Source organism: Luteipulveratus mongoliensis (genome assembly GCF_001190945.1).
Classification (GTDB): Bacteria; Actinomycetota; Actinomycetes; order Actinomycetales; family Dermatophilaceae; genus Luteipulveratus; species Luteipulveratus mongoliensis.
The window spans coordinates 1,487,479-1,508,018 of record NZ_CP011112.1 but is presented as its reverse complement, the minus strand read 5'-3'; the positions used below and the strand labels follow the sequence as shown (position 1 = coordinate 1,508,018).

The window sequence follows — 20,540 nt, the reverse complement described above, 5'->3', positions numbered from 1 at the left end:
GGACCCGGGGCTACCGCGGCCCGACGCACGAACAAGGCTAACCCGCGAACCGGCCAATGTGTTCCCCGGTCCGGTGAATCTCGTGCGGCGGACCCTGCTCAGTCCAGCTTGTCGTCGCGCCAGAGGGCAGCGCAGCGCTGCAGATCGGTCGCTGTGGTGAGCAGGGCAGAGGCGCTGCGCGTGGCCGATTCGGCGCCGAGCTCGTCGTGCCCGTCCCGGTCGTCAGCCCGGTGGGCCCGGCCGGTCGAGATGACGAGGCAGAACGCGGCGGCCCGGTCGAGCGCGACGGCCAGGTCGCCCTCGAAGACACCGCGCAGGATGGCATCGCCGAGGTCCTTGATCTCCGTCGGCCCGAACGGCTCGGCGGGTCCGGCCACGGCGTGCGCGACATCCGCGTGCCGTACGCCGGCGTCGTAGTCCGCGGACGCGCCCACGGGATCCCGCTGGACCCACTCACGCAGGGTGTAGAGGCGCCAGAGTGCACCGGGCAGGCTCGTCGCCGGACGGCCGGCCCACAGCTCGGCCACGGTCGAGAAACCCAGCTCGTCGACGAGGTGGATCAGTCGCCGCCGGACCTCCGGATCGGTGCTCGCTCGACCGGCGCCGACAAGGACGGCCGCCGTCTCGTGCGCGATCTCGCTCAGCTGTGCCGGGTCCGGTGACTCACCGCCCACGTCCATCTCGTCACCGGGACGGTACGCCGGGCGCCGGTGACGAGGCGCCGTGCTGTCATCCATGGTGGGAGGTCTCCTTGAGGTGCGTCTCGGTGCCGCCGTTGGGCCCGCGGATCACGACTCCGTCGGGATGGATGACGTCACCGCCGTCCATCTCCGAGGCGCCGCGCGAGCCGAGGACGACCTCACCCTCAGGCAGGTCGATCGGCACGTCGCGAGCGGACAGGTTGAGGACCACGGTATGCGCGCCACGGCGTACGGTCACCACCCCGTCCTGACGTTCGACGTGCGTGGAGCCGAGACGCGCGTTCTGCAGGTCGGGAATGGCCCGCCGCAGGCGGATCAGCCAGCGGTACCAGTGAAGCAGGTCGTCGTGCTCGGGCTTCTCCAGCTCGTCCCAGCGCAGCGTGGACATCTCGGCCGTGCGGACGTCCTGGGGGTCGGGTACGCCCTCGGTCCAGCCATGCTCCGCGAACTCTGCTCGCCGACCGTCGGAGACGGCCTGCGCGAGGTCGGGCTCCTGGTGGTCGGTGAAGTACTGCCACGGCGTCGAGGCGCCCCACTCCTCACCCATGAACAGCATCGGCGTGTAGGGCCCGGTCAGCAGCAGCGCCGCTCCGCAGGCCAGCCGTCCTGGGCTGACAAGATGCGAAAGTCGTTCTCCTGCAGCGCGATTGCCCACTTGGTCGTGCGTCTGCAGCGACGCGATGAACCGCCACCCGGGCATCTCGGGAGGCACCGGCCGACCGTGTCGCCGCTGCCGGAAGGCCGACCAGGTGCCGTCATGGAAGAAGGGCGTGTTGAGCACCTTCGCGAGCGCCTTCTCGTCCGCGAAGTCGGCGTAGTAGCCCTGCGTCTCGTCGGTCAGCAGCACGTGCAGCGCGTGGTGCACATCGTCGGCCCACTGCGCATGCAGCCCAGTGCCGCCGATCCCACCGACGCCACGCTTGGCGACCGTGGACGGGTCGTTGCGGTCCGACTCGGCGATCAGGAACATCCGGCGACCGAGCGTCTCAGACAGCCCGTCCACCTGTGCCGCGAGCTCCTCCAGGAACGTCGTCGCCCGCTCGTCGAACAGGGCGTGCACCGCATCGAGGCGCAGCGCGTCGATGTGCAGGTCGCGCAACCACATCAGCGCGTTGTCCAACAGGTAGCGCCGCACCTCGTCGCTGCCCGGCCCGTCGAGGTTGACCGCCCAGCCCCACGGCGTGTGATAGCGATCGGTGAAGTAGGGACCGAACTCCGACAGGTAGTTGCCGCTCGGCCCGAGGTGGTTGTAGACGACGTCGAGGCAGACCCCGAGCCCACGCCGGTGGCAGGCGTCAACGAAGCGCTGCAGCGCCGCCACTCCCCCATAGCTCTCGTGCACGGCGAACGGGCTCACCCCGTCATAACCCCAGCCGCGCTCCCCTGGGAACGACACCACGGGCATCAGCTCGACCAGCGTCACGCCGAGGTCGCGGAGGTGGTCCAGCCGCTCGATCGCCGCGTCGAGGGTGCCGGCTTCGGTGAACGTGCCTACGTGCAGCTCGTAGATGATGGCGGCCTTGAGCGACCGACCACGCCACGAGCCGTCCTGCCAGTCGTACGCCGACAGGTCCACCACGGCGGACGACTGGTGCGGGCCGTCCGGTTGGCGGAGCGATCGTGGGTCCGGTCGCGGGTCGCCACCGTCGATGCGAAAGGCGTAGCGCTGGCCGACCTCGGCCGGCTCGGGTGCCACCCACCAGCCGTCCCGATCACGCTGCATCGCGACCTCCCGGTCGCCGACCTCACGGTCTTCGAGCTCACGGCCCTCACCGTCTCCGAGCACGAGCGCGACGGATTCCTGGGCGGCAGGCGCCCACACGCGGATCGGATCCATCAAACGTGCCTCTCCAGCAGCGCTACAGGTCGCGATGCCAGCAGGTCGGCGCAACGACGTGGCCCGTCGATCACGTGTTGCCTCCCGTCGAGCAGGTCCTCCCACGTGCCGAGTTCCAATTCGACGGTAGCGTCCGCCCACCCGCCAGAACGCTCCAAGCGCCCGGCGGCTCGGGTGGTCAGGACGGCCACCGTCGTACGCCGTCCGCGACCGAGGACTCCGGCGACCAGGCCCGGCTCGTGCCGGCGTACGAAACCGAGGAGGTGCTCACTGGTGGACCGGACGGGTTCGTACGACCCGTCGGCGCCGAACGCCTCAGGTGCCCGGCGGCGCAGGCGAAGGGCAGCGGTCGTGACCTGGACCTTCTCCGCATCGAGGGTGGTCTCGATACCCGCTCGGCGGGCACCTCGCGCGATCGGACCGGCGTCGAGGAGGGCTCGGCGGGCGACGAAGTCGACGGGGCGCCGGTTGTCCGGGTCGACGAGCGACAGGTCGACGGCCTCGCAGCCCTGGTAGACGTCGGGCACACCCGGCAGCGTCAGCTGGATCAGCTTGGCCCCGAGCACGGCTGCCCGGATCACGCCGGAGTTGGCCGCGAGGGCCGCGTCGATGGCCGCCTTCACCGGGCCGCCCTGTGCAGCGGCGACGGCGAAGTCGATGACGCGCTGCTCGTACGCCTCGTCCCCGTCGACCCACGCGGTGTGCACCTTGGCCTCGCGCAACGCCTTGCGCAGGTAGTCGGCCAGCCGCTCGTCGCTGATGTCACCGACGCCGGCCAGCGTCTGCCAGACGAGGTGCGCAGTGGGTGCGTCGACGTCGGCCTTGCACGCCTCATTGCGGGCCGCGGTCGAGCACGCCTCCCAGTTCGCCGGGTCGCCGGCGAGTGCCAGCAGGCGGGCGCGTACGTCCTCGCTGCGTTTGGTGTCGTGCGTCGACAGCGTGGTCATGCCGCCGGGCCAATGGTCCTGCTGCTGGCCCGCCCACGTGTGCAGGCGCTCGGGCGACGCCGTGGCCACCACGGTGGGATCACCGCCCACCTCGTTGAGCGCGACCAGCCGGTGCCAGCGGTAGAACGAGGTGTCCTCGATCCCCTTGGCCATCACCGGTCCCCACGTCTGCTGCAGTCGCACCCCGAAGTCGGTCGCCTCGTCGTCGGCCATCACGGTCAAAGGCACCAGGGCCTCGAGCTCGGTGTGCAGGTCCGGTCGGGCCGCGACGGCGCCGGTGAACGCATCGGTGATCCGAGCCCGGGTCGTCCGGGTCATGCGGTGGTCCGGGCGTACGTAGGCGCGGTAGACCTCACCGGCGACGAGCAGCTCGACGACGGCCTCACGCAGTCGCTCCGGGTCGAGATCGGGCAGCGACTCCCGCGCCCGCCGAGTGAGCCGGTCGACCTCAGGAGCGAGCGACTGGTCGACGACCTGCCGCTTGGCCTCCTCAACCGTGGTCTCGAACGACGGGTTGCCGCCGGCCTCCGCCCACGTCTGGTCGAGGACCTGCGCACTGTCCGGATCGGTCAGGGCGACCTGCACGGCACGCAGCGCGTCGTAGCCCGTCGTACCCGCACACGCCCAAGCCCGGGGCAGGCGCTCGTCGCCCTCGAGGATCTTCTCGACCCAGATCGGCGTGCCCTTGGCGCAGGCCGCGGTCAGGCGTTCGAGGTACGCCGTCGGGTCGGCCAGTCCGTCGGGGTGGTCGATGCGGAAGCCGTCGATCAGGCCGCGGTGATGAAGGTCGAGCAGCAGCGCGTGCGTCGCGTCGAAGACCTCGGGCCGCTCGACCCGAATCGCGATCAGGTCGTCGACCTCGAAGAAGCGCCGGTAGTTGAGGACGTCGTCCTTGTCACGCCAGCTGGTCAGACGGTAGTGCTGGCGCTGCAGGATCTCACCGACGTTGTCGCCCGTGTCGGTGCCGAGTGCGACGGGATAGACCTGGTCGTAGTAGCGCAGCACTGGTTGACTATCGAGGTCATCGAGGCGAATCTCGTTGTCCCCCAACACTTCCAGCGTCGACTTACCGAGGACCGGCAGACCGATACGTCCACCGCCGGCCATCCAGTCGATGTCGAACCAGTCCGCAGTCGCGGCGTCACGACCGTCGCGCAGCACCTGCCAGACCTCGTGGTTCTCTGGCGTCTTGAACGCCATGTGGTTGGGCACGACATCGACCACCACACCCAGGTCGTGCTCGTGTGCGCGCTCGACGAGCGCCTCGAAGCCATCGAGCCCGCCCAGCTCGCCGTTGACGCGCGAGTGGTCCACGACGTCGTACCCGTGCATCGACCCGGGGACGGCTTGCAGGATCGGCGACAGGTAGAGGTGCGAGACGCCGAGATCGGCCAGGTACGAGACCTGTTCGGCCGCATCAGCGAACGTGAACCCGGCATGCAGCTGCAGCCGATAGGTCCCAGTGACAGGCCGGCTCAAGAGGCATCCATCCGGTTGAGCCCCAGCACCACCATCACGGAGTAACCCGCCTCGTCGGACGCGGCCAGCGGCACCTGCGCGTCGATGCCCCAGTCGTGGTCGTCGTCCGGGTCGTCGATCACCTGCCGCACCTCCCACATCGTCTTGCCCTCCGTCACCTGCAGGTACGCCGGACCTCGCGCCTGCGGACCCGTCGCCATCTCGTCGTGCTCGTCGAAGTAGGCGGAAATGTCTTCGTACCAGGCGCCTTCGTCCATGACGATCTCGGTGGGTGGCTCGGTCGACTCGGCAGCAGCGCGGTCCAGCGCTGCGAGCCCGGGGTAGTCGCGACGGGACGCAAGCTCGAGGCGACGGAACATCGCGTTGCGCACCTGCACCCGGAAGGCGCGCGGATTGGCAGTGACGGGCCGCGGTGTCGCCGGGTCTCGATACGTCTCCGCTAGCGCTCCGTCTACTCGACCAGCAATAGCGTCAGGATTCGTCAGCTGCTCCCACTCGTCGAGCAGGCTGGAGTCGGTCTGGCGGATGCTCTCGCCGAGCCACTCGATCAGGTCGTCGACCTCTTCGGACTTGCGGCTGTCCGGGACGGTCTGCCGCAGCGTGCGATAGGCATCGGTCAGGTAGCGCAGCACGATGCCCTCGGACCGGGACAGCTCGTACTGCTTGACCAGATCGCCGAAAGTCCAAGCGTTCTGGTACATCTCGCGCACCACGGACTTCGGTGAGAGAGCGGTCTCGCCGACCCACGGCTGGTTGCTGCGGTAGGTCTCGAAGGTCGCCTCAAGCAGCTCATCGAGCGGCTTGGGCCAGGTGACCTCCTCGAGCAGCTCCATCCGCTCCTCGTACTCGATGCCGTCGGCCTTCATCTCGGCCACGGCCTCGCCACGCGCCTTGAACTGCTGCGCGCGCAGGATCGGTCGAGGGTCCTCGAGGATCGACTCGATGACCGACACCACGTCGACCGTGTAGGTGTCGCTCTCTGGATCGAGCACGTCGAGCACTGCGAGCGCGAACGGCGCGAGCGGCTGGTTGAGCGCGAAGTTGTCCTGCAGGTCGACCGTCAGCCGCACCTGCCTGCCGTCCGCCTCTGGCACTGAGAGCTTCTCGACCACACCGGCCGCCAGCAGCTCGCGGTAGAGCGTTATGGCCTTGCGGGAGAGGCGAGTCTGTCGGCGTACATCCTCGTGGTTGTCGCGCAGCAACCGACGTGTGCCGGTGAACGGATCGCCCGCTCTCGCAATGATATTGAGCAGCATCGAGTGGGTGATGCGCATCCTCGACTGCAGCGCCTCGGGATCGGCGGCGACCAGCCGCTCGTAGGTCTCCTCGGACCAGCTGACCGACCCCTCGGGCGCCTTCTTGCGCTGGACCTTGCGCTGCTTCTTGGGGTCGTCACCGGCCTTGGCGATGGCGCGCGCGTTGTCGATGGTGTGCTCGGGAGCCTGGACGACGACCGAGCCGCTGGTGTCGTAGCCGGCGCGCCCCGCACGTCCGGCGATCTGGTGGAACTCGCGCGCCTTGAGAACCCGCTGCCGCGTGCCGTCAAACTTCGCCAGTCCGGTGAAGACCACCGTGCGGATCGGCACGTTGATGCCCACACCGAGCGTGTCGGTGCCGCAGATGACCTTGAGCAGCCCGGCCTGCGCAAGCGTCTCGACGAGCCGGCGGTACTTCGGCAGCATGCCGGCGTGGTGGACGCCGATCCCGTGACGTACCAACCGACTCAGCGTCTTGCCGAAGCCGGCCGAGAAACGGAAGCCACCGATCATCTCGGCGATCTGCTCGCGTTCTTCCTTGGAGGCGACCTTCAGACTCATCAGCGCCTGAGCGCGCTCGAGCGCGGCCGCCTGGGTGAAGTGGACGACGTAGACGGGCGCCTGGTGCGTGGTGAGGAGCTCTTCGAGCGTCTCGTGCAGCGGTGTCATCGCCCAGGAGAACGACAGCGGCACCGGTCGTTCGGCCGTGGCAACCGTCGCGGTTGGTCGGCCGGTACGACGGGTGAGGTCCTCCTCGAACATCGCGACATCGCCGAGGGTCGCCGACATGAGCACGAACTGCGCCTGCGGCAGCTCCAGGAGCGGCACCTGCCAGGCCCAGCCTCGGTCCGGCTCGGAGTAGAAGTGGAACTCATCCATCACGACCAGCCCCACATCGGCGGTCGATCCCTCGCGCAGCGCGATGTTGGCCAGCACCTCGGCGGTGCAGCAGATGATCGGGGCGTCGGCGTTGACGGCCGCGTCACCGGTCAGCATGCCGACGTTGTCTGCGCCGAACGTCTCGCAGAGGGCGAAGAACTTCTCACTCACCAGCGCCTTGATCGGTGCGGTGTAGAAGGACACGCGATCCTCGGCCAGTGCGGCGAAGTGCGCTGCGGTCGCGACCAGCGACTTCCCCGAGCCGGTCGGCGTCGCGAGGATGACGTTGGCTCCCCCGACGATCTCGATGACCGCTTCTTCCTGATGGGGATAGAGGGTCAGGCCGCGCTCGGTCGCCCAGGCCGCGAACGCGTCGTACAGCGTGTCGGCGTCTGGCTTGGCGGGGATACGGTCGGCGAGCGAGGCAGGAGATGTCATGTCGCGCTCCATCCTCGCCCACGATCGCCGCATCGTGGCGCAAGGGCGAGGTCAGCAACGTCTGTACGTCACCCGCGCCAGGGCGTGAGGCGCGGGAGCCAGCGGCGCACGTGGCGGCGGTAGGCGTCGTACCCAGCACCGAACGTCGCCGTCAACGTGGGCTCCTCGTACGTCCGGACGAACAGCTCGGTCGCCGCCCACACCACGACCGCCCACACCACGGCGCCGACGCTGGCACTCAGCACCGCCTGGCCCAGGATGATCGCGACCACACCGACGTACATCGGGTTGCGCACGAAGCGGTTGAACCCGCTGACCACCAGCCGTTCGGTGGGGGCGACGGGTGCAGGGGTGCCGCCCGCGCGGACGAACATCACGAAGGCCGACACCAGAGGCACCAGACCAAGGACGATCAGTACGCCGCCCGCCAGCTGGGTGATCCAGGTCCCGCCGAGCGACCATCGCGTGATCGTCCAGGGGACGAGACCGGCGACGGTGCCCGGCGCGAGGACGAAGAAGGCCGCACTTCCTACGACGGCCGCCGGACGTCTCATGGCGTGATCCTCTCCCGATATGCGCAGGTTACCTGCACATATTACGCAGGTAGCCTGCGCACTGGCTAGACTTCGCGCATGGCCGATGCCCGCGCACCGCTTGTCGTCCTGCTCCGTGCGCTGGACCGGCGCATCGTCGACGAGCTGATCGAGCACCTGCACGGCGCGGGCTACGCGGACATCACGACCGCGCACCATCCGGTCTTCTACAACCTCGACCTCGAGGGCACGCGCCTGACCACGCTGGCTGCGCGCGCCGGGATGACCCATCAGGCGATGGGTGAGCTTGTGGGCAAGCTGGTCGACCTGGGCTACCTCGATCGCGAGCCCGACCCGAGCGACCGTCGGGCCCGGCTGGTCGTCCTCACCCCACGCGGGAACAAGGCCATCCGGGCTGCGCGCGCGAGGGTCGCGGCGATCGACGCCGCATGGTCGGACCGGCTGCGCGAGGCCGGCGTAGCGGTGGATATCCGGGACGCGCTCGCCGCGACACTGGCACGCACCGCCGAGGATGGGCCGGACTTGAACCGCGCGTGACCGTGGGCTCCACCGCCGCGCGTGTGGCGTTCGGCAGGCGTCACCGACCAGGGCTCACCTGGCGCGGCACCGCTATGCAGCTGGCGCGCGTGGCATGCCGACGAGCCCGCCGTCACTGGCGGGCTGCGAGGCGGGGACATCAGGTGTGGCCCGTGACACCGATCTGCCAGACAACCTGCGTCCCGGTCACCGTGGCGCTCAGGTCGCGTCGGTGCACGAGCGTGTGGTGTCGCTGGCAGAGCAACGCGGCATTGTCGAGGCTGGTCGAGCCGCCTCGGGACCACCAGACGACATGGTGGGCATCGCACCACTGCGGCGGAATCGTGCAGCCCGGGAACGTGCAGCCTCCGTCCCGTTGCCAGAGCGCCCTGCGCTGGGCGGGTGTGAACAAGCGCTCCTCGCGCCCGACATCGAGCACCTCACCGGCTGAACCGAGGACCATCGGGATGATGCCTGCATCGCAGGCCATCCGGCGTACGACATCGGCGGCCAGGACCTCGCCAGTCGCCGTGATGCCCGCACCACTCGCGCCGAAACTCGAGCAACGACCCGGACCCGTTGCGCTCGGGCCCGCCCCCGCGAGCTCTTCGATCAGCTGCGCCAAGGGGATTGTCACCACCATCTGGGCCTTGGCCGCCTTGGGCTGCTCACCCGGAGATGAGACTCCACGCCGCACGACCTCGATCAACGCATCCGCTCGACGTGTCGCCACCGACCGCGGATCAGGCTCGCCACCTTCACCTGGAATGGGTGTCGAGAGGGCAGCGATAGCGGCGTCGACAACAGCTGCACCTTCGGGGTCGAGCAGCACCCGATAGGCACTCAACCCGGCCGGACCGGGCTGCTTGTAGAGCGCCCGACCCCGTCGCGCCGCATCCTGCTCCGCGACCAGATCCCGCTCGGGCTTGAGCAGCAGGCCCGCGCGACGGATGGCAATCTGCAGCTCTCGTGGAGTCAGGCCGGCCTGCTGAGGTGTCTCCTCGGCCGCGCCGAGGAGGATGTCCAGGCTCTCGGCCACCTCCCCCGAACCCGCCACCGGCGATACGTCGGCCTCGAACCTCGCCAGCCGGTCCGCCTTGCCCAGCGGCAATGAACCGGCAGCGAACCGCTCCCATACTGCGCGAGCCGCGGGCCGAACCGCAGTGTCGGCAACGCGATTCAACCGCGCGACGTGCGCCGGATCAGGCGACAGTCCGGCGCGACCCTGCACCAGGCGTACCCAGTCCACGACGCCGAAGCCCTGCTCGCGGTGCAAACCGCGATCCTTGCCCTCCCGCACGAGCGCGACCTCCACGCGATCGACCGCCGCACGCGCCTGGCCGATCAGCTGCAGCAGCTCCTCGACCTGCGCACCGGCCGCCGGCCAGAGCGGCGCTCCATCGATCTCGGACAGCGCCTCGACCGCCGACCGGGCAGCCTGCAGGAGCCGCCCGGCGGACGGCTCCTGATCGGTGGGTTGAACGGCCATGCCAAACAACGTAGCGACACGTACCGACAGCCCGACATCGACAAGCGGGCCGAAAACCGTTGCGCCACAACGTTTTCCACACCCCCTCCCTTATCCACAGCGTTGTCCACCGCGTGTGGACAACGACGGCCGGACGCGGCACTGCAGCTAAAGAGGTGGCGGGCGGACGACGTACGCGCCAGGGTCAGCGGCATGAAGACTGCTGTGAATCACGTTTCGTTCGACTGCCACGACACCTACGAGCAGGCCAAGTTCTGGTGCGCCGTGTTCGAGGTATCGATGGACCCGGAGGACCAGCCGGGCGATCCCGAGTCGATCGTGCGCGTCGAGGGCGGGCCGACGCTGCTGTTCATCCAGGTCCCCGAGGCCAAGACGATCAAGAACCGCGTGCACCTGGACCTGCAGCCCGGCCTGCGCCGCGACGAGGAGGTCGAGCGGGTCAAGGGGCTCGGCGCCACCCAGCTCGATGACCAGCGCCGTCCGGACGGGCGTGGCTGGGTCGTCATGGCTGACCCGGAAGGCAACGAGTTCTGCATCGAGCGCAGCGCCGCCGAGCGCGAGGGCTGAGCCATGGCCGGTCGGCCGGAGGGCTTCGAGTACGTCGTACAGGGCGACGAGGTCGTGATCTTCCACCACGGTCGTCGCGCGACGACGTTGCGGGGTCGGCGGGCCGCGGACTTCCTCGAGGATGTCGAGTCCGGTGACGCTCAGGAGCTGATGGCCCGCGTCACCGGCAACTACAAGCGGGGCAACGAGCGGCTCTTCAAGAGCCCCCGCAACCGCGGCCGGTGAGCCTGCGAGGCACCAGCCGCGGTTGCGTGACGTAGGTCAAGCGTCAGCGCACCACGCGGTAGCGCAGGTGGGTGACGCCGTCGGCGTCGTCGGCCGACACCTTCTCGAGCTGCACCGGCCCCTCGCCGGCGAAGAACGGGACGCCCTTGCCGAGCAGGGTCGGCACCAGATCCACGCCGATCTCGTCGAGCAGGCCCTCCTCCAAGCACTGCCGCATGACATCGGGCCCACAGACGGCGACGGTGTCGTCACCCGCGATCTCCTTGGCCTTCGCGACGGCCTCCGCCACGCCGCCGGTGACGAACGTGAACGGCTTGCCGTCATTGGCCCACTCGGTCGGCACCTCATGGGTCAGGATGACGACCGGCACCCCGAGCGGGTGCTGGCCGCCCCAGCCCTTGGCCAGGTCGAACGTACGACGGCCGCTCACGATGGCGCCGAACGCCGCCGACCGCGCCTCGTTGGCGTCCTTGCCCTGGTCGGTGTACTCCATGTCGTCGAGCTCGGTGTCCTGCTGGACCGCACCGACCATCCATCCGTAGAGCGCGCTGATGTCGTCCTTCTCGTCGGCAACGAACCCGTCGAGTGACACCGAGAAACCTGCGCTGACCGTGCTCATGTTGTGCTCCCTTGTCCGTGCCGCTCGTGTGGTGCGGCTGCCTGAGAAGAACGTTATGAGGGGCGGTGGCGCGCGGTCTTGTACGAGACGGCAACCCTCACGCGGCTGCGCTCAGGCGGTCATCCTCAGGCGTCCGCGCGCAGCTGTCCGGGGGTGCGGCCGAGCCAGCGCTTCACCGAGCGCGTCAGGTGCGGCTGGTCGGTGTAGCCCGCCTCGGCGGCGACGACCGCGAGCGGCATCCCGGTGGTGATCAGCGAGGCTGCGTGCTTGGCCCGCTCGATCTGGCGGATCTGCTCACGCGACTGGCCGGTGGCCGTACGCAACCGGTGCCGTGCCGTACGCTCCGGCACGCTCGTCGTCGTCCCCGCCAGTACGCGGCCTACCAGGGGGTCGAACGCGAGAACCCCATCCAGCACTAGCTTTTCGACCATCGCCTCCGCGTCGTCGTCTTCGTGGATCTCGACTGACGACCCGCGCAGGTCGAAAGTCCGTCGGCCGGCTTCGGCGAGGGTCAGCTCAGCATCGACGAGGTCACTCATCCGGGCACCGGCCAGATAGGTGCCTAGTCGCAGCTGGACCCAGGTGCCGCGTACGTCGCCCGGGACGACGAACGAGTCGGACGTCGACTTCGGTCCGGCGAGCACGACGCGCGCCGGGCCCGGACCGTCGAGAACGACCAGGTGCCAACGGGGTTCGGCCGGACGTTGCACGAGGACGGACGCGTCGATCTCACCGACCATCACGCTGTCGACGAGCGTGTGATCGGAGCCGCGTGCCTCGTAGCGCACCACCACGACGTCAGCGTAGGCCGGAGGTCTCGATACGGCTCGCCCTTGGGGCTCGCCTACTCGACCAGCGGAGTCACGATCTTGGTCATGACGCAGTGGTTCTTGCCCTTGGGCCGCGAGTAGGTGAAGCCCGCCTGCTCGAACATGCTGCGGGTCACGCTGTAGAGAAACGACGCGGTGATCTTCTTGCCGCCCGTGTCCTGCGGGTACGCCTCGACGACTCCCCCACCCGCCTCGGCGATCAGGTCCAGCGCGCCGGTCAGCGCCGTCCGCGAGACGCCGTTCCGTCGGTAGTGCTTGTCGACGAAGAAGCATGTCACCCGGTAGTCGGGCGGCTGGTCGACGCCCTTCTCGTACTGCTTGCGGTGGTTGATGTTCGGCAGCTCGGCGGGCGGACCGTACTCGCACCAGCCCACCGCGACCTCGCCGTCGAAGACGAGCGCCGCATGCGAACGGCCCTCGCGGACCAGCTGCTCCTTGAGGGCGCGGTTGCCCTCAACGGTGTGCGTCTTCTCCGCCTCGAAGGTGTGGAAGAACGTGCACCAGCAGCCGCCCCACACCCCGTTGTGCCGCTCCGCGAGATCCGCAAAGGCGTCCCACGTGTCCGCGCTGAGCGGTCGTACGGTCAGCTCGCCCACCGTCGCCTTGGTCGTCACCATGACCTCAACGTAGGCCGGGTTGCGGATGGTCCGCGTCCGGAATCAAGCAGGCTCGTCGAGCCGTCGCCGCTGGTCGCCCGTGAGCGTCAGGGACGCCGCCTCGATCGCTTCATCGAGCTGAGCCACCGAGCTCGCGCCGATGATCGGGCGTACGCCGCGCGCCAGCAGCCATGCCAGGACCACCTGCCCTGGCTTCGCCCCGACCTCCGACGCGACCGCGCCCAGCGCGGCCAGCCGTGCCGTCGTGCCCGGGTGGTCGTACGCCGAGGGCAGCGGGCGGTCTTCGCGGTCGAACGCGCCCTGGATCAGCGGTGAGTACGCCCAGAGCTGCACATCTGGGTGCGTCGCCAGATAGTCCGCCGTCTCGAGGTTGGCGAAGCCGTACGGATGGTCCTTGCCCTCGACCGCCGCACCCGGCCGCGGCTCGACGTACGACGTGGTCAGCTGCAGCAGGTCGAACGCCGGCAGCCCCTGCTGGGACGCCAACTGCCGGAACCGCTCGACCCGCCAGGTCGGGTGGTTGGACAGGCCGATCCGACCGACCAGCCCCTCCTGCACGAGCGATCCGAACGTCGCCACAACCTCCTCGTCGGGCGTCGAACGGTCCTCACCGTGCGCCCAGTAGACGTCGAGCCGCTCCCGGCCCAGGCGTTCGAGGGAGGCGGCGAGCTCACGGCGTACGACCGCGACGCCCAAGCCCTCGATGCCGTCACCGGCCGGGTTCACGCCGACCTTGGAGGCGAGCTCGACGTCGGCGCCCGGCTTGGCACGCAACCACTCGCCGAGCGCAGCCTCACTGAGGCCGCTGCCCCCGGCCCAGAAGGCGTAGCAGTTGGCCGTATCGAGCATTCGGCCACCGGCTTCGACGAACCGGTCGATGAGCGCGTGGGAGGTCGCGGCGTCGGTGCGTCCGCCGAAGTACATGGTGCCGAGGACGAGCTGTTCAGCCATGCGGCCAACTGTAGGAGCCGCAACGTCAGGACCCCACGTCTTCAGGGACCCGCGACGCCAGGGGCACCCGCTGTTCACCCGGAAGCGCCAGGGTGAGCGCGTGATCTCCGGTCCGGACCGACCACTCGTGCGCGTCGCGCAGCTCGCCAACTTCATCGGGCCGGTGTCCGGCGGCATGAAGGTCGTCGTCGACCGGCTCGGCGCCGCCTACCACCGCGACGGCGTCGAACGCCTGCTCGTCATCCCCGGCCCGGAGGACGCGCGCGCCCGTACGGCGGCCGGCACCGTCGTACAGATCAGGGCCCCTCGGGTGCGGGGCGACTACCGGATGATCGTGCAGCCGTGGCGCGTGACTGACGTGCTGGAGGAGTTCGCGCCGACGTCGCTGGAGATCTCCGACAAATCGACGCTGCTGCCGGTCGCGCGCTGGGCACGCCGGGCGGGCGTGCCGACCGTGCTCTTCTCGCACGAGCGGATGGGCGCGATGCTCCAGCTGCGCACGGGCTTGGAGACGACCGTCGCCGCCCCGATCTCGCTGCTCAACCGCATCCTGCTCCGCCAGTTCGACACCATCGTGGTCACCTCGGACTACGCGGCTGCTGAGTTCGAGCGGGTGCCAGGCCCGCGCACCGCGCAGCTCCTGCGGGTGCCGCTCGGGGTGGACCTGGCGACGTTCTGTCCCGTGGTGCGACCGGCGTACGACGGTCCGTTGCGGCTGGTGCACGCTGGCCGGCTCTCGCGGGAGAAGAGTCCGCATCTGGCCGTGGCGACCGCAGTCGCCCTCCATGAGCGCGGCGTACCCGTGCACCTCGACGTGCTCGGCGGCGGTCCCCATCGCGACGAGCTCGAGGAGCTCGCGGCCGACGCGCCAGTGACGTTCCACGGGCACATCGGTGAGCGGTCCAGGCTGGCCACCCTCCTGGCCGCGGCCGACATCAGCCTGTCGGTCTGCCCGGCCGAGACGTTCGGGCTGGCGGTGCTCGAGGCCCTCGCGTGCGGTACGCCGGTGGTGACGGCCGATGTCGGCGGCGGGCGTGAGCTGATCGACGAGTCGTCGGGCGCGTGGGGTCGGCCTGATCCCGAGTCGTTGGCTGACGCGGTGCTGCGTCTGGCGGCCCGTCCGGCGCGCGCGACACGTGCCGCGGCACGGGCGCGAGCCGGCCAATTCGCTTGGGAACGTTGCGAACTCGCGATGCTGACGATCCATCGCGAGCTCGCCGACGTCGTACGCGCACGCCGCCCGGCCTAGGTGCCGTCGCTCCGCGGTGCCCGGCTCGGGCGTGTCGCGCGCTGCTGGCCAGGGGGTGTCTGGAGAAGCACAACGAGGTTGTACATATGCGCAACCTCGTTGTACTTCTCCACGGACCCATCCCTCCCTAGCGACGGACCCATCCCTCCCTAGCGCGACACGCCTCACGGTTGCGACGCGCTGGGGTCGGTCAGTCGAACAGCTCCGAGAGGAACGACTTGCGCTTGCCGTGCTGGCCGTAGCGCGCCTTCGAGCCGGCGTAGCGCTGACCGCCCGGGTAGCCCTGCGCGTAGCGCTGCTTGGAGGTGGCGTATGCCGGGGCCGGCTGCTGCGGCTGGGCGTAACCGGACGGCGGGTACGCCGGCTGCTGCGGAGCGGGCGCGGCGTACTGGGGTGGAGCCGGGGGCGCCGGCGCCTGCTGCTGGTGGGCGACACCCGGTGCTTGCTGCGGCTCGGGCTGAGCCTGCTGGTGCCAGGCGTTCTCGGCTGCAGCCAACGCCTCCAGCTCGCCCTTGTCGAGGAAGATGCCGCCGCACCCGGTGCACTGGTCGACCAGGACACGGTTGCGCTCGTAGCTGCGCATGTCGCTCTGGCACTTGGGACAGGTCAGGGACTGGCTCATGGTCGGCCAACGGTCGGCGTACGACACGGGTTCCGCACGCGTACGCTCCCGCGGGCCGGGCGGTCGGTCCCCGGCGGACGCGACTACGCTTGCCTGCGCGCGCCAGGATCCGTCTGCGGCGCCGGGGCCTCTAGCTCAATTGGTAGAGCTGCGGACTTTTAATCCGTAGGTTGTGGGTTCGAGCCCCACGGGGCCCACTCATCGTGTCCGGCCTATCCGCAGCCCGAACGCCGCAAGAGAGCCATCCCGGTCTTGAGGGATGGCTCTCTTGGTCTGCGCGGTACGCCTAATTCGCCTTGTCGTACGCCTCCTGCAGCTCACCCGAGACGCGGCCACGATCGCTCACCGTGTAGCCGTTGGCCCGGCCCCACTCGCGCATCTTATTGAGATCCTGTCGGGCACCGGCCGCGGCGGCCTTGCCCGTGGCGCGACGACCACCAGTGCGACGTGCCGGGTCAACCCACTTAGCAAACCCGTCACGAAGACTGGCCGCGTTGCTTGAGGACAGGTCGATCTCGTAGCTCACACCATCCAGGCCAAAGGTCACTGTCTCTGTTGCCTCCGAGCCGTCGACGTCGTCGACGAGCAGAACTTGAACCTTCTGTGCCATGCGATTCTCTCCTTTAACGCGGACCCCAGGGTTGTCACCTTAACGACACGTCGCGTGCGCAGACGAATGGCCACATGATTCCAGCGCGCTGTTAAGCGTAGGGCGGCAGACAGATATCAAAACGCCAGCGCGCTCGGCCACCCGGATACGAAGACCTGTGTCTTAAAGGATGTACCAGCGACGCTCGGGGCCGTCATCGAGGAGCGCGATACGACGACGGACCTCGTCCGCATGCGGTGTGCCCGGAGCAGACTTCCGCGCGTTCGAGGCGATCATCTTCAGCTCACGGATATCGCGGACGACAACATAGCCGGGCCAGTCCCGAACGTCGCGGCCGTACCAGCGGCAGAACTCATCCATCTGACTGGTCTCGTGTCCGAAGCGGCGACAGTGAATCTCGATGGTGACCAGGTCCCACTCTGCCGGCCCAATGGTCGCACTCTCCCAGTCACATAAGACCGCACGCTTGCCGGACTCTTCCCACAACGTATTGCGGTGCTGTGGGTCGGTATGCAACAACACACCACCGCTGTCGAATTTGAGGTTCACCCATGCTGTTGTTAGCTCGTCAGACCTCTGTTGAAGGATCGTCTTCTCGTCGTCGCTCAGGAATCGCGACGCGGCCAAAGATCGCTCGACGTCGGGCATCGGGTCCAACCGCGGCAGATCTGGAGGCGGCGGCGTACGGTGCAATGCGGCGAGCGGGGTGGCGATATCCCCTGCTGAGATCTCATGTATCTGCGGCAGGTATTTCCACAACGTGATCTCGCAACCGGCGACCGTGATTGGCTGCTCGATCTCATCAACAAGGGATACGGACGGCACATCGTGCGCGGCCAACCAACGGACGAGGTTGACTGTCGACTCAACATCTCTCGCGCCCGGGCGAGAGATCTTGACGACGATCGGAGCGCTCACAAGCCGGTAGACGGCGTTCGTGTGATGCCGCAAGAGCACGGCGTTCGAAGGGTCGAGTAGCAGTTGGCCACAGACGGCGTCCAAAACGGGGCCAGTCGTAGCAGGTGTGAAGGTCAGCTCTGTCAGCGGCATCACCATGGAGCTTCGTCCGCGCCATTGCTCGCGTCGAGCCGCAGCCATGATGCTGGTCGATGCCTACACCTGATCGAAGATGATGAAGTCTTCAACTGCTTCTCGGAGCCAGGAATAGAAGTCAGCGAACTCTCCACGGCTCTCCCACCCGGGAGACGCATAGTCATGAATGATGACAACGGGCTGGTTTCCACGCTCCAGATCCCAACACGCAATATCATCCATGTCTTGGCGGTTTGCAAATGGAAGCAAGCGTCGCGCTGGGTACCGCAGCGCCAGCCCCTCTCGATGGAATTCCACCTGCTCGGCATCAAGAATCTTCCAGGGCTCCAAATCAACCAAGCCGGACTCTAGCACCCGAATATAACCGGTCGGGTACCAGAAATCTTTAGGCAGCCGTTCGGTCGAAAGTGGTTTCATGCCCTACTTTCCTGTCCGCCCTACGATTAACGATCCGTTCGGGTATGTGCTCCTACAACCCAACGCACGTTCGGCCCTTTGGCTACTGGCTCGAGCACGATGTCACCGCGTCCACCGATCATGACGACTCCCCGCCGGGCGGCATGGCACCGATCGTGAGCAGCACGTTCGCGTAGTAGCGGTCGTCGCCGGTGGCGATGGTGAGCGCAAGATCGACGCTGCGACAGGCGGTCTTGAACTGCTCCCGCGGGACAACCTCGACCGGCACCTGTGGACCCAGGATGCCAGCGTACGTGTGGGCGCACGGTGACGCGCTCCCGTCGTCCGGCGCCATCAGCCGCGCGCGCTCGAACGGCGCCGCTCCGATCAGTGCACCGAGCACCTGCTGCACGCTGACCAGGCCGGGCGCGAGGTTGAGCTGTACGACGGGCGCGGCCGGGTTGGTACCGGTGCTGTGCGCGTAGTTGGCGTCCGCGACGAGCACCGTGCTCCCGTGACCGGCCGCGGCGAGCGCGCCAAGGATCTGCGGATGGATCAGCGAGTAGCGCAGCACAGGGCGGCTCCTTGTCGCGGGGTACGCCCGCCTCGGGTGATCGCTCGGCTCATCGTCGGCGTCCCCTCATCGAGGGCGTCCCGGTCGAGCCTGCGACAGCAGCCGCTGCACGATGACCACCACCAGCAGGAACGCACCGCTGATGACCGACTGGTAGTTGCTGTCGAGACCGCCGATCTGGTTGATCACGTTCTGAATCACGTTGCGCAGCAGCACACCGACAGCCGTACCGAGCACCGTGCCGGCACCGCCGCTGAGCAGCGTGCCGCCGATGACGACAGCCGCGATCGCGTCCAGCTCGACGCCGACACCGATGACCGTGACGCCTGACTGCAGGTAGGCCGCAGTGAGCGCCCCGGCGAGGCCGGAGAGCGCGCCGCTGAGGGCGTACACCGTGATCTTGACCCGCATGACTGGAAGGCCCATCAACAGGGCGGAGCCCTCGGATCCGCCTGTCGCGAAAAGCGATTCGCCGAAACGCGTCCGCCGCAGGACGAGCCCACCGACCAGGCACAGCCCGATCGCGAACCACACCGGCAGACCGAGCCCCAGGAACGAGTTGCGTCCGAGCGCGAGGAACGTGGAGTCGGTGATCTTGCGGGTCGTCGCGCCCTCGTTGGTGATCGCGAGCAGCAGCCCGCGCGCGAACAGCAGCGACGCGAGCGTCACGATGAACGGCGGCAGCCCGAGGCGCGCCACCAGCAGCCCGTTGACCAGGCCGATCGCCCCGCACACGACGAGCGGGAGCAGCAGGCCCATCAGGAAACCGGACTGCGCGCCGTACGCCGCCAGCACGCCTCCCAGTGCGTAGACCGAGCCGACCGACAGATCGATGCCGCCGGTGATGATCACGAACGTCATGCCGAGCGCGATGATCGCGAGGAACGAGCTCTGCAGCGCGATGTCGCGCAGGTTGTCGGTCGAGCCGAAGTCCGGCAGCGTGATCCACGAGATCACCACAACGAGGAGCAGTGCGGCCGCCGCTCCCTGTCGCTGCAGCAGACTCGCGAACAGCTGCTGCCGGACCTGAGGTGAGCTCGCCGGCTGCTCCTCGATCGTGTCCGGCGCGTCCGGTGAAGTCATGTCGGTGTCCGCATCCGTCGGCGTGGGCGCGCTCATCGTGTCGCTCGCTCTCGCGCGACGTAGACCGCGCCGATGATCACCACGGCCTGCACCATCTGCGCCGTGGAGTCCGGCAGGTCGTTCTTGATCAGCGTCGCGCGCAGCAGCTGCATCAGCAGTGCGCCGAAGATCGTGCCGAGAATGCGCACCTTGCCGCCGCTGAGCGGGGTGCCGCCCACGACCACCGCGGTGATCGCCGAAAGCTCCATCAGCTGACCGGTGTTCGCCGGGTCGCCCGCTCCGAGGCGAGCCGTGGCGAGCACGCCGGCGACGGCCGCGAGGACCCCGCAGATGGCGTACACGCCGACGAGCACCCGGCGTACGGGCAGGCCCGCGAGGGTGCTCGCGGTGCGGTTGTCGCCGATCGCGACCAGCTGTCGACCGAAGGTTGTGCGGGCGACGAGCAGCCAGACCAGGACGGCGAGAACTGCGGCGATCACGACGACGACTGGGATTCCGAGGAGCTCGCCGGAGCCGAGCGAGAGCAGGTTGGCGTCGTGTACGTCGACGAGCTGCCCGTGTGCGATGACGAGAGCGAGCCCGCGCCCGCCGACCAGGAGGGCGAGGGTCGCGACGATGGGTTGGATGCCGATGTACGCGACGAGCGCGCCGTTCAGAGCACCGACTGCGAGCCCCGCGACGAGGGCTGCCAGGACGGCCGGCACCAGGCCATAGCCGAGGTAGAGCGGGACGAGCGCGGCCGACAGCGCCATCACCGAGCCGACCGACAGGTCAACGCCTTCCGTGCCGATGACGAGGGCCATGCCGAGCGCGACGATGCAGATCGGCGCTGCTTGGACGAGCTGGGTGCGGAAGTTGGTAGCAGACAGGAAGTTGTCGGTGAAGGCGATGTTGAAGGCCAGCAGGGCGGCGACGGCCGCGTAGACGCCGTACTCCTGCAGCCATCGGGAGACGGCGCTCTTGTCGAGCGAGCGGCCACGGACGGTGAGGTCGGTCATGCGGGGTCCCCTCGATGTATTCGGAGGAGCAAAGCGGAGGAGAAACATCG

21 protein-coding genes and 1 tRNA gene are annotated in these 20,540 nt (G+C 68.6%); 5 read left to right on the top strand and 17 right to left on the bottom strand.

Annotated features, from left to right (window positions below; all coding sequences use genetic code 11):
* Positions 1-98: 98 nt before the first annotated feature.
* The 5 genes from VV02_RS07060 to VV02_RS07040 form a co-directional block, all read right to left on the bottom strand.
* The gene (locus VV02_RS07060; protein ID WP_052590700.1) at positions 99-737 is read right to left on the bottom strand and encodes a hypothetical protein; all 639 of its coding nucleotides are present in this window, start codon (positions 735-737) and stop codon (positions 99-101) included.
* Complete coding sequence (gene treZ, locus VV02_RS07055; RefSeq protein WP_083449980.1) at positions 730-2,538, bottom strand: malto-oligosyltrehalose trehalohydrolase; 1,809 nt, start codon at positions 2,536-2,538, stop codon at positions 730-732. The genes VV02_RS07060 and treZ overlap by 8 nt, the downstream gene beginning before the upstream one ends.
* Entirely contained in the window at positions 2,538-4,964 is a 2,427-nt protein-coding gene (gene treY, locus VV02_RS07050) for a malto-oligosyltrehalose synthase (protein WP_052590698.1), read from the bottom strand. Before treY ends, treZ begins: the two co-directional genes overlap by 1 nt.
* Positions 4,961-7,537 carry a DEAD/DEAH box helicase gene (locus VV02_RS07045; protein ID WP_052596658.1) on the bottom strand — a complete coding sequence of 859 codons (2,577 nt, stop codon included), beginning with the start codon at positions 7,535-7,537 and terminating at the stop codon, positions 4,961-4,963. Before VV02_RS07045 ends, treY begins: the two co-directional genes overlap by 4 nt.
* Before the next feature lie 68 nt (positions 7,538-7,605).
* Entirely contained in the window at positions 7,606-8,091 is a 486-nt protein-coding gene (locus VV02_RS07040; RefSeq protein ID WP_052590696.1) for a methyltransferase family protein, read from the bottom strand.
* A gap of 78 nt (positions 8,092-8,169) precedes the next feature.
* Between VV02_RS07040 and VV02_RS07035 the strand changes: the two genes are divergently transcribed.
* Positions 8,170-8,628, top strand: a complete 459-nt coding sequence (locus tag VV02_RS07035; protein WP_052590695.1) for a MarR family winged helix-turn-helix transcriptional regulator — start codon at positions 8,170-8,172, stop codon at positions 8,626-8,628.
* A gap of 139 nt (positions 8,629-8,767) precedes the next feature.
* Here the strand turns inward: VV02_RS07035 and VV02_RS07030 are convergent, their stop codons facing one another.
* Complete coding sequence (locus VV02_RS07030; protein ID WP_052590693.1) at positions 8,768-10,096, bottom strand: HNH endonuclease signature motif containing protein; 1,329 nt, start codon at positions 10,094-10,096, stop codon at positions 8,768-8,770.
* A gap of 192 nt (positions 10,097-10,288) precedes the next feature.
* Between VV02_RS07030 and VV02_RS07025 the strand changes: the two genes are divergently transcribed.
* Both VV02_RS07025 and VV02_RS07020 read left to right on the top strand, forming a co-directional pair.
* Positions 10,289-10,663 (top strand): VOC family protein, encoded by a 375-nt coding sequence (locus VV02_RS07025; RefSeq protein ID WP_052590691.1) that lies wholly within the window; start codon positions 10,289-10,291, stop codon positions 10,661-10,663.
* 3 nt (positions 10,664-10,666) lie between these two features.
* Positions 10,667-10,888: a hypothetical protein gene (locus VV02_RS07020; protein WP_052590690.1), complete on the top strand. Its 222-nt coding sequence runs from the start codon at positions 10,667-10,669 to the stop codon at positions 10,886-10,888.
* A 43-nt stretch (positions 10,889-10,931) separates the two neighbouring features.
* Here the strand turns inward: VV02_RS07020 and VV02_RS07015 are convergent, their stop codons facing one another.
* The 4 genes from VV02_RS07015 to VV02_RS07000 all read right to left on the bottom strand — a co-directional run bounded on the left by VV02_RS07015 (position 10,932) and on the right by VV02_RS07000 (position 13,905).
* Positions 10,932-11,507 (bottom strand): dihydrofolate reductase family protein, encoded by a 576-nt coding sequence (locus VV02_RS07015; RefSeq protein WP_052590688.1) that lies wholly within the window; start codon positions 11,505-11,507, stop codon positions 10,932-10,934.
* Positions 11,508-11,632: 125 nt separating this feature from the next.
* Positions 11,633-12,301 (bottom strand): helix-turn-helix domain-containing protein, encoded by a 669-nt coding sequence (locus VV02_RS07010; protein ID WP_052590686.1) that lies wholly within the window; start codon positions 12,299-12,301, stop codon positions 11,633-11,635.
* 50 nt (positions 12,302-12,351) lie between these two features.
* On the bottom strand, positions 12,352-12,954 hold the full coding sequence (locus tag VV02_RS07005) for a GNAT family N-acetyltransferase (RefSeq protein WP_052590685.1): 603 nt from the start codon (positions 12,952-12,954) through the stop codon (positions 12,352-12,354).
* 42 nt (positions 12,955-12,996) lie between these two features.
* Positions 12,997-13,905 carry an aldo/keto reductase gene (locus VV02_RS07000; protein WP_052590684.1) on the bottom strand — a complete coding sequence of 303 codons (909 nt, stop codon included), beginning with the start codon at positions 13,903-13,905 and terminating at the stop codon, positions 12,997-12,999.
* Between the two features lie 100 nt (positions 13,906-14,005).
* On the opposite strand from VV02_RS07000, the gene VV02_RS06995 reads away from it, so the two are divergent.
* Positions 14,006-15,154: a glycosyltransferase gene (locus VV02_RS06995; RefSeq protein WP_218917369.1), complete on the top strand. Its 1,149-nt coding sequence runs from the start codon at positions 14,006-14,008 to the stop codon at positions 15,152-15,154.
* Positions 15,155-15,344: 190 nt separating this feature from the next.
* On the opposite strand, the gene VV02_RS06990 is transcribed toward VV02_RS06995, so the two are convergent.
* Positions 15,345-15,776 (bottom strand): TFIIB-type zinc ribbon-containing protein, encoded by a 432-nt coding sequence (locus tag VV02_RS06990; protein WP_083450483.1) that lies wholly within the window; start codon positions 15,774-15,776, stop codon positions 15,345-15,347.
* Between the two features lie 124 nt (positions 15,777-15,900).
* Here VV02_RS06990 and VV02_RS06985 point away from each other — a divergent pair.
* Positions 15,901-15,973: transfer RNA gene (locus VV02_RS06985), tRNA-Lys, on the top strand.
* An 89-nt stretch (positions 15,974-16,062) separates the two neighbouring features.
* Here the strand turns inward: VV02_RS06985 and VV02_RS06980 are convergent.
* The 6 genes from VV02_RS06980 to VV02_RS06955 form a co-directional block, all read right to left on the bottom strand.
* Positions 16,063-16,386 carry a histone-like nucleoid-structuring protein Lsr2 gene (locus VV02_RS06980; protein ID WP_052590681.1) on the bottom strand — a complete coding sequence of 108 codons (324 nt, stop codon included), beginning with the start codon at positions 16,384-16,386 and terminating at the stop codon, positions 16,063-16,065.
* A 162-nt stretch (positions 16,387-16,548) separates the two neighbouring features.
* The gene (locus VV02_RS06975) at positions 16,549-17,442 is read right to left on the bottom strand and encodes an aminoglycoside phosphotransferase family protein (protein ID WP_052590678.1); all 894 of its coding nucleotides are present in this window, start codon (positions 17,440-17,442) and stop codon (positions 16,549-16,551) included.
* A 57-nt stretch (positions 17,443-17,499) separates the two neighbouring features.
* On the bottom strand, positions 17,500-17,856 hold the full coding sequence (locus VV02_RS06970) for a hypothetical protein (protein ID WP_052590677.1): 357 nt from the start codon (positions 17,854-17,856) through the stop codon (positions 17,500-17,502).
* Between the two features lie 118 nt (positions 17,857-17,974).
* Positions 17,975-18,409, bottom strand: a complete 435-nt coding sequence (locus tag VV02_RS06965; protein WP_052590675.1) for an RbsD/FucU domain-containing protein — start codon at positions 18,407-18,409, stop codon at positions 17,975-17,977.
* Between the two features lie 66 nt (positions 18,410-18,475).
* Complete coding sequence (locus tag VV02_RS06960) at positions 18,476-19,528, bottom strand: ABC transporter permease (RefSeq protein ID WP_245633007.1); 1,053 nt, start codon at positions 19,526-19,528, stop codon at positions 18,476-18,478.
* Entirely contained in the window at positions 19,525-20,490 is a 966-nt protein-coding gene (locus VV02_RS06955; RefSeq protein ID WP_052590673.1) for an ABC transporter permease, read from the bottom strand. Before VV02_RS06955 ends, VV02_RS06960 begins: the two co-directional genes overlap by 4 nt.
* Between the last annotated feature and the right edge of the window lie 50 nt (positions 20,491-20,540).

Bases quoted from the DNA above. Each gene is read 5' to 3' on its own strand.
- VV02_RS07005 (WP_052590685.1), bottom strand. From the start codon at position 12,954: ATGGTGACGACCAAGGCGACGGTGGGCGAGCTGACCGTACGACCGCTC.
- VV02_RS07000 (WP_052590684.1), bottom strand. From the start codon at position 13,905: ATGGCTGAACAGCTCGTCCTCGGCACCATGTACTTCGGCGGACGCACC.
- VV02_RS07030 (WP_052590693.1), bottom strand. From the start codon at position 10,096: ATGGCCGTTCAACCCACCGATCAGGAGCCGTCCGCCGGGCGGCTCCTG.
- VV02_RS06960 (WP_245633007.1), bottom strand. From the start codon at position 19,528: ATGAGCGCGCCCACGCCGACGGATGCGGACACCGACATGACTTCACCG.
- VV02_RS06980 (WP_052590681.1), bottom strand. From the start codon at position 16,386: ATGGCACAGAAGGTTCAAGTTCTGCTCGTCGACGACGTCGACGGCTCG.
- treZ (WP_083449980.1), bottom strand. From the start codon at position 2,538: ATGGATCCGATCCGCGTGTGGGCGCCTGCCGCCCAGGAATCCGTCGCG.
- VV02_RS07025 (WP_052590691.1), top strand. From the start codon at position 10,289: ATGAAGACTGCTGTGAATCACGTTTCGTTCGACTGCCACGACACCTAC.
- VV02_RS07035 (WP_052590695.1), top strand. From the start codon at position 8,170: ATGGCCGATGCCCGCGCACCGCTTGTCGTCCTGCTCCGTGCGCTGGAC.
- VV02_RS07015 (WP_052590688.1), bottom strand. From the start codon at position 11,507: ATGAGCACGGTCAGCGCAGGTTTCTCGGTGTCACTCGACGGGTTCGTT.
- VV02_RS06955 (WP_052590673.1), bottom strand. From the start codon at position 20,490: ATGACCGACCTCACCGTCCGTGGCCGCTCGCTCGACAAGAGCGCCGTC.
- VV02_RS06970 (WP_052590677.1), bottom strand. From the start codon at position 17,856: ATGAAACCACTTTCGACCGAACGGCTGCCTAAAGATTTCTGGTACCCG.
- VV02_RS07060 (WP_052590700.1), bottom strand. From the start codon at position 737: ATGGATGACAGCACGGCGCCTCGTCACCGGCGCCCGGCGTACCGTCCC.
- VV02_RS07040 (WP_052590696.1), bottom strand. From the start codon at position 8,091: ATGAGACGTCCGGCGGCCGTCGTAGGAAGTGCGGCCTTCTTCGTCCTC.
- VV02_RS07045 (WP_052596658.1), bottom strand. From the start codon at position 7,537: ATGACATCTCCTGCCTCGCTCGCCGACCGTATCCCCGCCAAGCCAGAC.
- VV02_RS06975 (WP_052590678.1), bottom strand. From the start codon at position 17,442: ATGGTGATGCCGCTGACAGAGCTGACCTTCACACCTGCTACGACTGGC.
- VV02_RS07020 (WP_052590690.1), top strand. From the start codon at position 10,667: ATGGCCGGTCGGCCGGAGGGCTTCGAGTACGTCGTACAGGGCGACGAG.
- VV02_RS06990 (WP_083450483.1), bottom strand. From the start codon at position 15,776: ATGAGCCAGTCCCTGACCTGTCCCAAGTGCCAGAGCGACATGCGCAGC.